The sequence below is a fragment of the Flavobacterium sp. FlaQc-52 genome (genome assembly GCF_044007495.1).
In the GTDB taxonomy this organism is placed as follows: Bacteria; Bacteroidota; Bacteroidia; order Flavobacteriales; family Flavobacteriaceae; genus Flavobacterium; species Flavobacterium cupriresistens.
Window position 1 is genome coordinate 60,953 of sequence record NZ_JBIPCV010000005.1, and the last position, 14,787, is coordinate 75,739.

The 14,787-nt window shown below is 34.2% G+C and carries 10 protein-coding genes; 4 read left to right on the forward strand and 6 right to left on the reverse strand.

Annotation, left to right across the window (positions count from 1 at the left end):
• Window positions 1-44 precede the first annotated feature (44 nt).
• From hepC to ACHRV5_RS10765, 4 genes are all read right to left on the reverse strand, one after another.
• Window positions 45-2,027 carry a heparin-sulfate lyase HepC gene (hepC, locus tag ACHRV5_RS10750; protein ID WP_395426725.1) on the reverse strand — a complete coding sequence of 661 codons (1,983 nt, stop codon included), beginning with the start codon at window positions 2,025-2,027 and terminating at the stop codon, window positions 45-47.
• 12 nt (window positions 2,028-2,039) lie between these two features.
• Complete coding sequence (locus ACHRV5_RS10755) at window positions 2,040-5,639, reverse strand: heparin lyase I family protein (RefSeq protein ID WP_395426726.1); 3,600 nt, start codon at window positions 5,637-5,639, stop codon at window positions 2,040-2,042.
• 244 nt (window positions 5,640-5,883) lie between these two features.
• Window positions 5,884-7,074 (reverse strand): glycoside hydrolase family 88 protein, encoded by a 1,191-nt coding sequence (locus ACHRV5_RS10760; RefSeq protein WP_395426727.1) that lies wholly within the window; start codon window positions 7,072-7,074, stop codon window positions 5,884-5,886.
• Window positions 7,075-7,714: 640 nt separating this feature from the next.
• Entirely contained in the window at window positions 7,715-7,996 is a 282-nt protein-coding gene (locus ACHRV5_RS10765; RefSeq protein ID WP_395426728.1) for a DDE-type integrase/transposase/recombinase, read from the reverse strand.
• Window positions 7,997-8,128: 132 nt separating this feature from the next.
• On the opposite strand from ACHRV5_RS10765, the gene ACHRV5_RS10770 reads away from it, so the two are divergent.
• The 4 genes from ACHRV5_RS10770 to ACHRV5_RS10785 all read left to right on the forward strand — a co-directional run bounded on the left by ACHRV5_RS10770 (window position 8,129) and on the right by ACHRV5_RS10785 (window position 12,166).
• A complete protein-coding gene (locus ACHRV5_RS10770) occupies window positions 8,129-8,698 on the forward strand; it encodes a hypothetical protein (protein WP_395426729.1) in 570 nt (189 codons plus the stop codon).
• Window positions 8,699-8,769: 71 nt separating this feature from the next.
• Entirely contained in the window at window positions 8,770-10,188 is a 1,419-nt protein-coding gene (locus tag ACHRV5_RS10775; RefSeq protein WP_047778153.1) for a hypothetical protein, read from the forward strand.
• Between the two features lie 114 nt (window positions 10,189-10,302).
• Window positions 10,303-11,340 carry a hypothetical protein gene (locus ACHRV5_RS10780; protein WP_395426730.1) on the forward strand — a complete coding sequence of 346 codons (1,038 nt, stop codon included), beginning with the start codon at window positions 10,303-10,305 and terminating at the stop codon, window positions 11,338-11,340.
• 46 nt (window positions 11,341-11,386) lie between these two features.
• Window positions 11,387-12,166 (forward strand): hypothetical protein, encoded by a 780-nt coding sequence (locus ACHRV5_RS10785; protein ID WP_395426731.1) that lies wholly within the window; start codon window positions 11,387-11,389, stop codon window positions 12,164-12,166.
• Window positions 12,167-12,780: 614 nt separating this feature from the next.
• On the opposite strand, the gene ACHRV5_RS10790 is transcribed toward ACHRV5_RS10785, so the two are convergent.
• Both ACHRV5_RS10790 and ACHRV5_RS10795 read right to left on the reverse strand, forming a co-directional pair.
• On the reverse strand, window positions 12,781-14,031 hold the full coding sequence (locus tag ACHRV5_RS10790; RefSeq protein ID WP_395426732.1) for a type II toxin-antitoxin system HipA family toxin: 1,251 nt from the start codon (window positions 14,029-14,031) through the stop codon (window positions 12,781-12,783).
• Between the two features lie 9 nt (window positions 14,032-14,040).
• Window positions 14,041-14,328, reverse strand: a complete 288-nt coding sequence (locus ACHRV5_RS10795; protein WP_047778161.1) for a helix-turn-helix transcriptional regulator — start codon at window positions 14,326-14,328, stop codon at window positions 14,041-14,043.
• Window positions 14,329-14,787: the final 459 nt, after the last annotated feature.

A 14,787-nucleotide genomic window follows, 5' to 3' on the forward strand; every position in this document is an offset into this window, starting at 1 on the left:
AATTTCAGGTGTTTTACAGAGCGCATTTTAATAAGGTGAAAAAATCAATCGATTAATTGGGCTGTTATTTTGCTTTTCTTGCCATTTACAGTAATGTTTAAGTCAATATTTCCTTTCTCAAAATCATTGTTTCTATTAGGTTTCACCGTTATTTCAGGAGCTTTACTGCCTTCATAAGGGAAAATGATCGTTGCAAATAGTTCATTCTGGTTATTGTTTTTAATCTTTTCGAATACAAAGGCGGGTCTTTTTACTTCTTTCGCATATATATAGGAAACTTTTCCGTCTTCTTCAGTAAGTGTTACATGATCTGAATGTATTGCTTGTATCAAAAGATTATTGCCATCGGCATAAGTGGTATAAATCTTATTTTTAGCAGTATCAAAAACGGGTTTACTGTCTTCCTTTAATTGAAAATGGATGCCCAAATTCCCGGTTGCTTTACCAATGGCACGATCTATAATTACGAAATATTTTTTATCAATGAAGAAAACGGTACGCTGGTGATTTAAATCAGTATAACTAGGATTCGTATAGGTTAAAATATCTAAGTTTTTAGAGGTTTTCCACTTATTTTGTTGGGCTTTGGTAATGATCATATTCTCATTGTTCAAAGTCAAAGTACTGTGCACTTTGGTCTGGCGATACCAATTTCTCTTTTTGGTTATTTCTGCGTCACCGCTATAGAGATAGGAACCGCTGTCCGGTGTAAAATTCCTTCCTTTTACCCATAATTCAAATGTTCCATTATCGGGCTGAGCATGAAATTCAGCAGGAGGACCGGCTTTTAAAATCAAGACCGTCGATTGATCGTTCCATCCATTTCTAAAAGTATAAAAACCGGCATTTGGCAATTCACTTGATAAATAATCAGGTACTTTACCTTTAGCGCCATTAGTAGCAAAATATTTCATTAATTCATTTTCCGGAAATATTTTTGACCAGTCTGTAAATTGTTTCATTCGTAAACGTTTTTCTACGGGCCAGGAATCACCAAACATTGGGTTGTTATAATCCGGGAAAGAGATATTTGCGACTGCCGTGATCATTTTTTCAATCGTTTCGCTGTAAGTGTTTGGAAATTCTTTCTCAACTCCTGCCATTTTAGCTGAATTATAAGCTTTTAAGAAAATATCAATGCAGGCAATATGATAAGTAGGGGATAGCTCCCATTGCACACCGTCAGGAAGTACTTGAAGTTTTATTTCACGATTTAAAACCTCGATACCACTTTTGCGCCACTCTTCTGCCTTTTTTAATTCCGGAAAAAAAGCGCCGGCGCCCAGAACACGTTGTGCTTCAAACAGTAGGTGGTTCCCTTCTTTACTATAATTTTCAGGAATATAAGCGGTTTGTTTGTCAAAGCTGTTTAGAAATTCCATTAAAAATGCCGGCGTGAAATTAGGCGATGCGACAAATAAATTAAACGTTCCGGGAAGACTTTGTATACGCTCAGAAACTTCTAAAGGACGCCACGCAATGTGATTGTTTTCGATAGAACGTCCTAAATAGTTTTTCTTTTCCCAATCACGAAACTGAAAAATCCACTCTTTGGCATATTTTTCCTCTCCACTGGCGCGGTAGGCGATACCCATACTTTGCCACCACGTTACGCGGTGCAGCTGCCAGCGAATTTCGTTATCTTTTACAGGCCAGTAATCCCAATTGATGTCTTTTCCATAATCAAAAAATCCATATCCTTTTTGCGGTTTAAATTGGTGTAGTAGGGCATTGTCTGCCTTTTCCTGATCTGCTTTTCCAATTTCTTTTCCTTTAAATTTAGCTTCATCGCCCAAATTAAAATCAGAGAGCTTACTATTTTTGCGAGTGCGATAATAGGTCAATAATTCATTCGCAGCATCAGTATACTTGCCGGCCTCAAACAGTTTATTTACTTTTTCCAGTCCCGGATAAGCAAGATTAACATTATCGAAACTCGTTTTTGTAATTTCCTTTTCCTGAGCATTACCGAAAGAAATTGTCAATATTGCGAAAGTAAAAAGGATTGTTTTTATTAGATTTTTCATGCGAAATTTTGACTATTGTTTGATTAGCTTAACTGTTTTTTTATTCTGACCTTCCGTTATTTCCGCAAAGTATAAACCCGTTTTTAGCTCATGACCAACGGTGAACGTTTCACCACTTTTTGCATTTAAAAGTTTTATTTTTCGTCCTAACACATCAAAGATACTTACAGAATAAGTTTGATTGGATTTTCCTGTAATGTTTAAATTAAATTCAGATTTCGATGGATTAGGAATTGCGGTTACGATGAACTCATTGGTTTCTTGTTCTGCGAGAGTTATTTCTTCTTTTGGGGTTTTACTGTAATCCATTTCACAACTACCAAGATAACAGCCGTGTGCTAAATGAGCCGAAACTGCATTTGAGGAAATGCAAAGTGTTTTATCGTGATTAGGGCTGCTCGTATGGCATATGCTTACTTTTTTACCGGCACAAAGAATATTGGTTACAGTGATTTCTTTTGTTACGGTGGAGGAACATCCAAGGGCATCTGTAACGGTAACGGTATAAGGATGTACCCCTTCAACCGAAGGATTCACTAAAATACTGGCTGTTGTGGCGCCATTATTCCATGCATAAGTGTAAGGCGCTTTTCCGTTCAGAGTAGTTGCAGTCAGGGTTAGCGAGGACGGACCGTAACCTAAATAAATAGTATTTGGTTTACCTCCCGGACTTACCGCATAAATATCGGGAATGTTTACTGAGAACTCACTGTTAATTGTAATTGTAGTAGTAGCGGTGCTGCTATTTCCGGCATGGTCAGTAACGGTCCATGTAATTGAGGATACTCCCACATTAAAATTACCATCGACATTTAGGCCATTTCCATCTCTATTGGTTGCGCCTGTAATGTGATAAAAAATAGATTTAATGTCGCAATTATCAACTGCTGTGACAGCCGGAAGTATATAATGATTCCCCGGGTCATAACATAGTGTAACAGCAGGGATAGAATTTAGTACAGGTGATTCCACATCGAGAACAGTAATTTTCTGAGTCGTTATGGCGGTATTACCATTTGTATCGACAGCGGTCCAAGTTACGATTGTTGTTCCTGAAGGAAAAAAATATGGAGCGTCACTAGTCACGCTTGCAACAGCACAATTATCTGAAACTTCAGGTTTTAGTAATGTTAGTAATGCTCTACATTGATTTGGGTCATTATTTGCGGTTATTTCTACAGCTTCTGAAAAAACAGGTTTTTCTAAATCTATTACTTTAATCTTAAATGTAGTGGAAGCGCTATTGCAGTCATCTGTTGCTGTCCAGGTTAAAGTAGTCTCGCCTGTATTAAATATTTTATTTGCTAAAGATCCGATGCCAGTAGCTGTAGTGCTTCCGGTGAGCGAATAACTGTAAGTAGCTGCACTACAATTGTTAATGGCTGTGATGTCTAATTCACTTTCTTTAGCGGTATAGGTTCCTAAACCCTGATCGGTATTCTTCGTTATATCAGATTTATTAGGAATAGCAAGAATGGCTTTCGTTTGACCATTGAAAGTAAAATCATCAATACCTATTAAAGAAGTTCCGCTTGTTCTATCTGATCCGTACCAGTATAAACGTAGGGTAATGGGTGTTTTTACATTCGATAATGGAGACAGATCATAGGTAAGTGAAGTCGCTGAGGTGACGGGAAAATTTTGAGGAGCTGTGATATCATTGGTAAAACCATCTAAACTGGATCTCATAACATAGGTGCCCGGGTCTGTTGTATTTCCTTTTCTAGCCGTAAATGTAAGATTAGAAAAAATCACCTTATAGCCATTGGCTGGTTGCAGTTTGAACTCAAAATATTGGTCCGGGTTAAAAGAAGTGGCAGGATCTGAAGAGGTTGTTTTATTTGTCCATCCGTTTATTAAAACCCTTCCGCTTAATGCTCCGGCAGTATTTAGACCTCCATTAGTACCATAGAAAAAAACAGGCATAGTACTGCCATCATTGAGAATGTTCAGATTTACAGTATTACCTGTAGTAATAGATGAGGTAAAATCGATAGGACCAATTAAAGCATTATTCCAGAGTTGGACTGGTGCACTGGCATTATTTAATTCAAAAATTCTAATATCATCGTGATAGGCGATACGAGTGAGCACATTGTCGCTGGTGATTACATCTCCGTTGGCATCTTTTCCCGCTTCTCGATACACTCCCCATTTAATATATCCGACATTTCCATTTTCAACATTTCCTGTAAAAGTGACAAAATTATTTTTATCAAGCATTAAGTTGTAATCGGCTTGATCAGGGAGCTTGGTGTATATTTTTAGATATCCGGTAGCAGCTGTAGACCATTTTACATCAATACGAAAACGAATCCACTGATTAATGTAGGGACGAAAATCAGACACCAGATCGTTTTGTTCCGTATAATTACGAGTAACGATCGAGTTACGTCTGGTCAGGATCCTAACAGGCAGTAACTGTCCGTCTGACATCTTTAACTGAAAAATATTATCACCGTAGGCCGGATTGTTACTGTTCCATTGCTCCCAATCTTTTAGTAAAACACTAAATTCATAACGACGCTCATCTCCGGGAGAATAGCGGAATTGTTTTTCGGAAACTGCATCAGATTCGCTTCGATAGGATCCATCAGAATAATAATCGGAATTGCCAAGGACAACTTTGTGAGCAACTGCATAATTACCTGTCGCGCCATTCGGAACCATATAAACGGCATCTGAAGCTAATGCATGAGTGGCTGTTACACCTGTAATGCCGGAATTAGTACTGCCGTTTTCGTAATCTGCATTCAGAATCGTATTGGTGATACTTGGTGGTGGTGCCGCTGCTAAAAAATTAGTATAACTTATATCGTCGATACACAACACAGGTGCTGATGAGCCTGCGCCTATGTTCAGTAAATTCATTCCATTTAGAACCGTGCCTTGTGTTAGCAGACCATTTCCGGCGTCAGCATTGGTGAGGATTTTAGTATTGTCGAGCCAGACATCAAAAGTTCCGGCCGGGAGATTATGTGCGATTGGAGTTGCACCATTATAAGTTGTATAGGAAGCTTCACTATTACTGTTATTCATGAAAAACTTCAGTGTATAAACTTGATTTTTATTAATAGTGGTTTGCGTAAGCCCCGTTGTGGTATAGTTAGGACTGGCAGCTGCTGTAAGCCAGTCAAGATTTACACCGGCAGCAGTTGGAGATAGTCTTAAAGCAGCAAATGTTTGTGAGATATTTATGCCGCTTCCATTAGTGAAATTACTTCCGTTTCCGAAATAGAACAGGAATCTGCCATTTGTTCCGGATAAGACATTTATTTTGCATTGAAAAGTACCCACTGCTGTACCGGAAAAGGGAGCTAGTCCTAATTTAGCACCAGTTGTCGTAGTTCCACCGGTCATTTTAAGTTCAGCTCCGGTTCCTCCCGCATAACCATTAGTAGTTAGTTCCATAAAACCTTCCGTTGAAGTTGAAGCTCTTACACTCGCAACGCCACCGCCAGCCGTTGGTGCAGGTAAATAAGTTGAACTATAAGTGCCGGAGACATAAGGCGATGCGGAAGTACTGCCAAAATCATAGGTCCAACTGGAATTTTGCGCATTTGATTCTAAAAAGGTAAACACACAAAGTAAAGCAAGTAATTTTTTTTTCATAATTATTGATTTTGATGTTTCTAAATAAAGCGTAATTATCAGGACTGCGTTTATATGTATTCTTTTAAGTAAACGGTATCTTATTCTGAGCGTATCCGATGTGCTGAGAATAAAATTTTGGCAAAATTCGATCTAGTTTAAAATATTTTTATAAGACTTATTTACTGCTGAAATATTTTAGGCAAGAACAGATTATAGAGAGAATCAATAGGCTTTTAATGGTTTCGTTTTTAATAAAAAGGGTTTAGATTTTTTTGATCGAAGCGTATCTTTTTAGGGCTTCCAGATAATAATAATCGGCGTAATCAAGAGGGGTGTCAATTTCTGAATTGTATAAAAATGCACCCACGCTATGTTTCAATATAAAATAACCATTTTCTCCCGGTTTCGCTAAATAAGCATCGGATGATAAGGATTTTAAAATGTCTTCTGCATAATCAAAATATATTTTTCCATCTTTTACTTGTGTGCTTAAATCTAATAAACCAGAAGCAATGACGGCCGCTGCAGAAGCGTCTCTTGGAGCTGGCACATCTGTATCCATTGCGTTGTGAACATCAAAATCCCAAACAGGTACTTTGTCTTTTGGCATGCGAGGATGATTCATGATAAAAGAGGCAATGTTTTTGGCTTGTTTTAAAAATTGAGGATTTTTAGTGTTTGCATAACACATTGTATAACCATATAGTCCCCACGCCTGGCCGCGAGCCCAAGCTGAGTCGTCTGTTACACCTTGATGTGTCATTTTACGTAAAACTTTACCCGTTTGGGGATCATAATCTACAACATGATAGGAACTGTAATCTTTTCTGAAATGATTTTTCATCGTTGTTAAAGCATGGGTACTAGCTGCAGCAGCGTACTTTGGATTCTTAAATTGATTTGCGCTCCAATATAAATACTCTAAATTCATCATGTTGTCTATAATTACAGGATAGTGTAACCAATCCCAAGAACGAATCGTTCCAACTTTAGGATTAAATCGAGCATACAGATTAGCAGCGCCATCTGCTAATACAGGCAGATAAACCCTATCTCCCGTAATTCTGTAGGCATTTCCATAAGAGCAGAAAAGCATAAAACCAACATCATGGGTGTTTTTTATATTTCGAATAGAATCAAGAGCAAGTGTAAATATTTTTGCTTTTTCTGCCAGTACTTTATCCCCGGTTAGCTCATACCCGTACCAGAGCGTGCCGGGAAAAAAACCAGTTGTCCAATCGGTTAATCCTGCTAATCGTATTGTCCCATCAGGATTTATGGAACGTGGATTTTTGCCAGGTTGATAAGTTTCGGCAGCTTTGTTTAATTGTGAATGAATTACTTCTGTTGTATTTTTAAACCATGCTGAAGAGGAGTAATCCCTCATTGACTGAGCGGATAAACTTAACGTTAAAGTTGAAAAGGCTAAAAATAGATGGCAGATTTTTTTCATAGTTTATTCGTTTTATAGTATTCAGTTAAATTGAATGTTTGTAAAGCGAAATTAAACCGGAGTAAGAAAATGGTATTTCAAATTTTATTATAAACGTTTTAAATTTGATTAAGAACCTTGCAAAAGAGGTGTTTTTTTTAAGGAATGCAGCACGAAATAGTTTTCTTCGTTTTTGTGAATTAAAGCTGACAGGTTTTTGAAACCTACCAGCTTTGGTTTTTGTTTTGAGATTTTATCTTGTCCGAAATGAAGGATGGAAAAAAGGTGTAGAATTGGTTTATGGAATTGATTTTTATAACTAGTCCTAAATAAACGATACAGTTTTTTAGATAAAATAATTAGACGGTTACAAGTTTTTCTCGTAGCTGTTTTTATAAGTTCTCATTTTCGTTTTATTGGGCAATGCATCTGATTTGGTGTGAGCATGTAATTTGAATAATGAAGCCTAAAATCATTATAAATACGGATGGTTTCTTTTACTATTTGGGCTGTAATCTTTCTGTTTTTGTGACATCCGTCAATCATAAATACCTGCTTTAAAATTATGATAATCATTTTTGCTACTGCATTTTAATAAGGATCTGGGTTTTGTGTCATACTACATAATACTGTATTTTTTACCAGCTCTTTTTGATATTCATCAGCAATATTGTAGACCTCTATCAGAATGATGGATCAAAGGCAGTTTGTTTTGCATTCTCTGCTTAAGAGCCATCTTTAGTGCTTTTAAACAGCTTTGAGTATTTAGATTTTTAGCAACATAATATTCCATTTTCTTCTTTGAACACGCATCAGTTATCAAACTTAAATAACACAGATTATTTCTTTTTCCAATGTAGGTAAGATCAGAAACCCAAACTTGTTCAGGAGTAGTCATGTATAAGTAAATTAATAAATAGTGGTGATCAAACAAGTTTACCATAAAGGAGCATTATTTTATTCCATCAAAAGGACCATTTATCTATTTATTATCTTCATTTATTAAAAAAGACTTATAAGATAAATTTATTGGATGTAAAATTGTTTTAAAATGAACTAAAAATTTTAAAATAATATGATAGAGTTATACAGAGAACCCAGCTCGCAATTGATTAGAGTGCCATGGCAAGGAATTGTTTTAGATAGAGGTGTTTTAAAAAAAGCAATTAAAAGCTCAAAAGGAGATTTTTTGTTTTCGGAACAAGGGGCTGGTGTGCAGCCACTTGTGATAATTGGAAAACTTTCTGAATTGGTGGATTTCTTTTATATGAATCAAAATGTTTTTATTTCAAACGAAATTAGGACTTTACCTGACATTTATATTGGGATATCTAAATTTATAGAAAAAGAGCGATACGATGGAACTTACCCTGTTAATATTGCAATTAATGCGTTGACCAGGAGTGTTTTAGATTTTATACCGGGAAATAGTATTATTGATGTTTTATCTAATACAGTAACTTTTAGAAATATTTTGAAGGATTTAATAAATAGTAACCATGGAGAAAGACAAACTGATGTCTTGTATTTAAAAATTTCCTACTTGAATGACTTCCAAAATAATGGAAAAAAAATAGGATCTAAGAAAATATCTTTTGAAACCATATTCAGGTATTTACTTGGAATTAATGAAACTCCAGTTTAGCTTTTTTAAATTAAAATAACGCAATAACGCCAATTTCTATACTCCCCAATAAACATTTAATAAATAAAACTATGACACAAGAACAAGAAAAAGAATTGTTGCAAGCGATTTATGATAGAATATTTGATGCTGTTACTTATCAACCGGCAAGCGGATCAAACCCATTTACAGAAGCGGAAACTTTTATTCATTTTTCGAAAAATGCAGCAGTAGATGTTAAATCATTTGCCAATCCCAGAACTCCATCAAATCCTTTGGGAGACTTAAAGGCATCCGAAGAATTTTCAAGAATGGTAGATCAAATTTCTCCATTGGCTATAGAATGGCAAAATTCAAATAATCCACTTTCAAAAAATTATGAAGATATAATTCTTAGCGCTAACTCCAACAGTGCTGTGGATACTAAACAAGCAGAAATTTATGATAAAGCCTATAATTATCTTCATCCTTTAAGAGAGGAAAAAAATCCATTTACAGGCGAGGTAGTAATCAACAGAACAAATGGTGAAGATTATGTAAATTATGAGTCTAATATGAACGATTATGTTTCTTCAATAATAATTTATAGAAATACATATAATCTATATTTGGATGATTTAGGATCTAAAGATGATACAATTAGGTTTTCAGCTGATAGAAATTGGCAAGCGAAAGCCCCTATATTAGAAAACAATATTAAGGTCGCGTTTAGAAAATTGGCTGTTGGTAACGCTAAGTACGTTGAACAAGCATTAGCAATTTTAAATACTACGATTAATGATGGAATTAGACAAACTATTCAACGAGCTAGAGAAGCAATTAGTGATGATCAAAAATTTAGTTCTTCTCTGGGATTTTCAGATAAATGGTTGTTTAGCTATCCTTCACCTGCAAATTGGACTGATGAAAATAATCCAAATTTTACAGAATTAAAAATAAGTGGTGGTAATACTAAATTGAGATCAAAATCAACAGAACATAGTTTTAGTGTAGATACTAATGTTAATTATGGTCTTATTAAGGTAAAAGCCAACGCTGAAGGTAGTTTCGAACATTCAACTAGCAGTGCTGACAAAGATAGTGTAGAAATTTCGGCAATGATTGCAAAAGTAAATATACAACGTCCTTGGTTTTCCGAATCTCTATTTCGTTTAAATTATTGGTCCAGCAATCTGTTCAAGAAGGGTGAAATATCTAATGGCAAAATTGACTCAACAAATGCCTCGAATTACATACCAATGTATCCCGTTGCATTCATTGTAGCAAGAGATATTACAATAAAAGCAGATTTTAGTCACGAAGAAGAAGAACATTTTAAAGAATCGATTAAAACTAGTATTTCGGTTGGTTATGGTCCATTTTCTGTTGGTGGAAGTTATGGTTATGGAAGAACAGAAGATAGTTTTGATTCTGATTTTCAAAATGGAGAAATAAAAATTCCAGGTATGCAAATAATTGGTTGGGTAAGTAAAATTGTTCCTTTCTCTCCAAAACTAGATTCAAATAATTAGATGTTTTATTAAAAAGGGAGTTTCCTATTCAATTAACTCCCATTTTGTTCAAATTGTGTTTTGAGCGGAAAGAGGTACATTTTTTATACCATTTTCGATTTAAATAATTAATCTATGGGAAATATATCATCTTTGATTGCTTCTGAATTGTTAAAAAAAATAAATCTAGAACGTGCAAAAGATAAAAAAGCAGTTTTAAAGAATCTTAATAATGAAACTATCGGCCAAACCATTTTACAACTAAATTCGATTCCTTTTGTAATTGAAATTAATCAGTATAAAAATGCTCATTCTAGTGCAAATCCGACAGGAGATTATAGGGCTGCTTATCAGTTTGCACTATTGTCCGATACTATTCCATTACTGTTTCCTACTTATGTAGACAGTCTTAATTCTGTATCTAAAATTTGGGGGAATATTGTTAATAATGCTAATGCATTTTCAAAATATTCACAAGCAGTGTTTGAAAGTGCGCGTAATTCTTATAATTTTTCAAAACTTTCAGGTTTTGGAGGAATTCCAGAAGATTGGTATAATGTGCAAGCTAAACCGTCTGATTGGGTTGAGTTACTTGACAGCGGCTCTAACTTAGTCGAAATAGAGATTGATTTAGCTGATGCGGTCGCTAATTCCGAAGACTTTTTAATTTTGAGTGGGAATGACTCTAATTTATCATGGAAAATATTCGATTCCCATAAAAATTATGCAGAAATACCACTAAATGTAAATTCTAAAATCACAAGAATTTATTTAAAACTTCTTCGCGTTGATTTCTATCGCTCATGGTTAAACTTTGAAATCTTAAATAACAACTCTTGGAAAATTGATGGTTTAGATAAGGGCTATTTTTCAAATGGAAGTTTAATTGGTAATAAAGGTAGTTTTCCATTAATTCCGCAATCTGTTTTAATAGGATCCAGAATTGAAGTTGAAGGAAACTTTGATCCTACGGATAGAGAAATTCTTTCTAGTAATAGAAAAACCTCAGAGAACGTTGTTTGTATGGGAACATTTGTACTAAATAATATAATAGAGAGCCCAAAAAGCGACAATGTTGAAAAAGACACAATAATATTAACGTCTGATGTAAAACAAGTTATAGGCTACATTAGTCGTTTAATTCCAGAAAGTCCACCTTTATCAGGTGAATAGCAAAATATTAATTATCAAGATATGATAAGTAAAATTATTTTAATAAATGAGCAACAAAGAAAACCACCCAACTAACCAGAATGATGATAAATTAGTTACATCGTCAGATGTTCAAAATGAACTTGGTATTTCAACGGAGGTCATCACCGAATTAAATAAACATATTAATAGTATGATTTCTTTTGCAACTTATAATGGTATAACAATTAATCCCCAAGTTAATATCTTAGTCCAAAATAGTAGCATAAACGATTTACTAGAAGCATACAATTTACTATGTACAAATATTTCTCCTGTTACTCCTAAGTCTATAAGATTCTACAAAGAAATAGCTATTGATTGGAAGAATACAAGTTTTCTTAGTCGAATGCCTTTTTCAAAAAATTTATTAATTATATCTTTTCTTTTTCTCATATCTTTTATAGGGATAAGCTGTTCCTCAATGGTCAATATGAAATCACTGGATAGAGGAGTATTGGACAATCATGGAGTCTCTCTTTTATTTAATTTGGGGTATTTAATTTCTATTTCTGGTTTAGGAGTTATGTTTTATTTACTCAGAAGCATAAATTCTTCCATTAGGAAAGTTACGATCATTCCAGAAGATTCAGCTTATTATCCTGTAGTCATTATTTTAGGATTAATGTCTGGTTTATTAATGTCTGAAATTCTTATATTTCCATTTCTAAATGGGAAAACTTCAGATTTGTTGTACAATAAAAGTTTGCTTGCATTATTGGGTGGGTTTTCATCAGATGCAATTTTTAGTATTTTGTACAGTGCAATTAATCAAATGAAAAGAAAATTAGTATTTGAAAATAAATAGCTTAAACGACTCAGAGGTAAAATCTAAAATAAACAAACACAATATGTTATAAACTGTTTGTCTATAAGATTGAATTAATTTTTCATCTTGTATATAAAATTGCCGAGTTATATATTTAGCTTCTGTGTTATTTGATTCTGATAAACATGCATTTCACTTATCATTCTTTCTATTGTTTTGTGAAATAAGTATCTTTAAAAATAGAGCTATTAATCCTAAAGATAAATTCATCGAAATAAGATTGAATATGTTTTTTACTAACGTGAATTGGAACTGTTGTTATTAAAAAAAAATATTTGATGAATAACACATAAACTTCTTTTAAATTCTTTCCATTTTTGCTTTCTTTTTGTTCAATATTTTTTGTAATTGATTCATTGGTTTCTGGAATCAATTTTACTATAAAAAGAAAAAACCTTCAACAAAAGTTGAAGGTTTCAAAAGTTCTGCGGAGGAAGAGGGATTTTAACTGTTGCTTCTTATCCCGCTTTTATACGGCATTTCTAAATGTTTTTTTATCCAGTTAATTATCCGCTTTTGAATATAAAAAACATATGTTTTTGAAATTATACGCTTTTGCATAAAAATAGAAAATATATTTTTTGATGATAGTATTAAGATACTATAAATGCAGCAGTCATTAATTCTTGTTCTGCTCTTGAGATTCCAATTTTTTTAGCAATTTCTTTCCAGCAACTCACAGCTTCAATAACTTCGTTTATGATTTTATCCATTTGGTTGTCATCTAGACGAAAATATTCTCCGACACTTTTGGCAAGATTAAAATCAAGCTCGTTATTATGAGTATCTATATTTAAGGCAAGTCCATCCTTATCTATTGAGGGGTTAATATCATAAGCTGGAGAAAGTATCCATCCTTCGTTAGTTAATATGAAACCATGATTTCTTAGGTGATCATCAGTGTTAGAAACGGCAATATTAAAAACTATCCTGCGCCATAGCTGCTGTAAGTTTTCATTAATTTTTACTCCATAGTTTTGAATAAAATCAGCGATGTCAAGATAGCTTGGCATATTATCTCGAATTGTATCTTCACTATTAGAAGTCATTGTCATTGCCGACGCAAAATGTATTCTTTGTTCTTTTTCCCGATCGAATCGTTTTGTGAAAAAAGTATTGTAATTGCCGGCTATCTTTTCAATCTTGCTTGGCGCCATATTTATTCCAGCTTTAAGAGCTAGTTCATAGGCAAGCATCTCCCATGCTGCCTTATCAATTGTATCATTTTTTGAAGGAAACTTTGCTATCCAAAGTTCCTTATTATCATCAAGAATATTAGCTTTTGGCCGGGCTCCTCCAAGAGAAGAGCCTGGAGCCATTAATATTGAAAGCCATTTTTGGATCTCTTTATCATCATCATTCTCCAGCATTTTTGCAGCGTTCTGCAGTTCACGGACGGAAGACCACGGTGGAGTAGGGCTGGCATTATTATTGTCTAAAAATGGTCCGTCGAGCTCAGTCTTAAAACGCAGTGCTCCCATGCGGCTTTCATCATAAACACCTAGGAGATAATCTATATCATAAAGTGTTTGTGCTTTTTCTCCGTTCTCTTTAGCCTGCTGGTTGGCGCGTCTTTTCATTAATGTTCGCCCCCATGTATCAGGCATACTATCGAGGAAAATGCCAAAGTTTTCTTTATTATTTGGGAATTGTGGACCTGAATAAAACTGAATATCCGGATCAAAAAGTATCTGTTCTTTAGAATTAATCCACATTTTATCGTATTCGAAGCTGAATGATTTCTTGCCTTTGGCAAAATGTGCTGACAGTATGCCTGTTAACTCAGGTTTTTGCATACCCTTCCAATGCGCGTAAACATATATATCAAATTTGTTCTGTGCCATCTCTTCTAATTATAATAACTCTAAGTCCTGCAACTTTCTTCCAAAAACATCATCCGCTGCAAGTTTAAGAAAATCTTCCTGAAGCCCTAAGGCACGAAGTACATTAAAATAAGCACCAATAGCTACACCTGCATTTCCCTGTTCGATAAGGTACAATGTTGATCTTGCAATATCTGCACGCTCAGCTAATTGAACAGTAGTAAGTTTACGTCTTTTTCTTGCCAGTTTAATATTTTCTCCCATTTGTTCCATCATCTCCTGATATTTAGGATAAATGATTTGTTTCTTTCTGTTCATACGTTCAATATTATATTACTGATGTTACTGATGATTGTTATTCCATACAAAATTAACTATTTTGTATGGAATAACAATCATTTGTTGGTTGTTTTATGTTCTTCTTCTTGTTCTTGTTCTTCCCGTTCTCCTTGTTCGATTGTTTTTATAGTACAATGCTATTTCTATATTTTTTTAAACTCAGTATAAGATTAAAAAATATAGAAAACTTAAGTACTCATGAATGAATCTCGGAGTGCTTTATTATCATCTGAAAAATGCAGTAGTTCTTATAGTAAAAGTAAGCTTGCAATTCTTTTCTATGTCTTGATCGATGAAGGTATTTTATTTTTTGATTCAACTGATGCAAAAAAAACAGAATCAGTTTTTAGGAATTTATTGGTTTCTGGAATCAATTTTACTATAAAAAGAAAAAACCTTCAACAGAAGTTGAAGGTTTCAAAAGTTCAGCGGAGAAAG

What these genes read in the sequence shown, in the direction of transcription:
- ACHRV5_RS10775 (WP_047778153.1), top strand. Translation starts at nt 8,770, where the DNA reads ATGACACAAGAACAAGAAAAAGAATTGTTGCAAGCGATTTATGATAGA.
- ACHRV5_RS10795 (WP_047778161.1), bottom strand. Translation starts at nt 14,328, where the DNA reads ATGAACAGAAAGAAACAAATCATTTATCCTAAATATCAGGAGATGATG.
- ACHRV5_RS10765 (WP_395426728.1), bottom strand. Translation starts at nt 7,996, where the DNA reads ATGGTAAACTTGTTTGATCACCACTATTTATTAATTTACTTATACATG.
- ACHRV5_RS10785 (WP_395426731.1), top strand. Translation starts at nt 11,387, where the DNA reads ATGAGCAACAAAGAAAACCACCCAACTAACCAGAATGATGATAAATTA.
- hepC (WP_395426725.1), bottom strand. Translation starts at nt 2,027, where the DNA reads ATGAAAAATCTAATAAAAACAATCCTTTTTACTTTCGCAATATTGACA.
- ACHRV5_RS10755 (WP_395426726.1), bottom strand. Translation starts at nt 5,639, where the DNA reads ATGAAAAAAAAATTACTTGCTTTACTTTGTGTGTTTACCTTTTTAGAA.
- ACHRV5_RS10780 (WP_395426730.1), top strand. Translation starts at nt 10,303, where the DNA reads ATGGGAAATATATCATCTTTGATTGCTTCTGAATTGTTAAAAAAAATA.
- ACHRV5_RS10760 (WP_395426727.1), bottom strand. Translation starts at nt 7,074, where the DNA reads ATGAAAAAAATCTGCCATCTATTTTTAGCCTTTTCAACTTTAACGTTA.
- ACHRV5_RS10770 (WP_395426729.1), top strand. Translation starts at nt 8,129, where the DNA reads ATGATAGAGTTATACAGAGAACCCAGCTCGCAATTGATTAGAGTGCCA.
- ACHRV5_RS10790 (WP_395426732.1), bottom strand. Translation starts at nt 14,031, where the DNA reads ATGGCACAGAACAAATTTGATATATATGTTTACGCGCATTGGAAGGGT.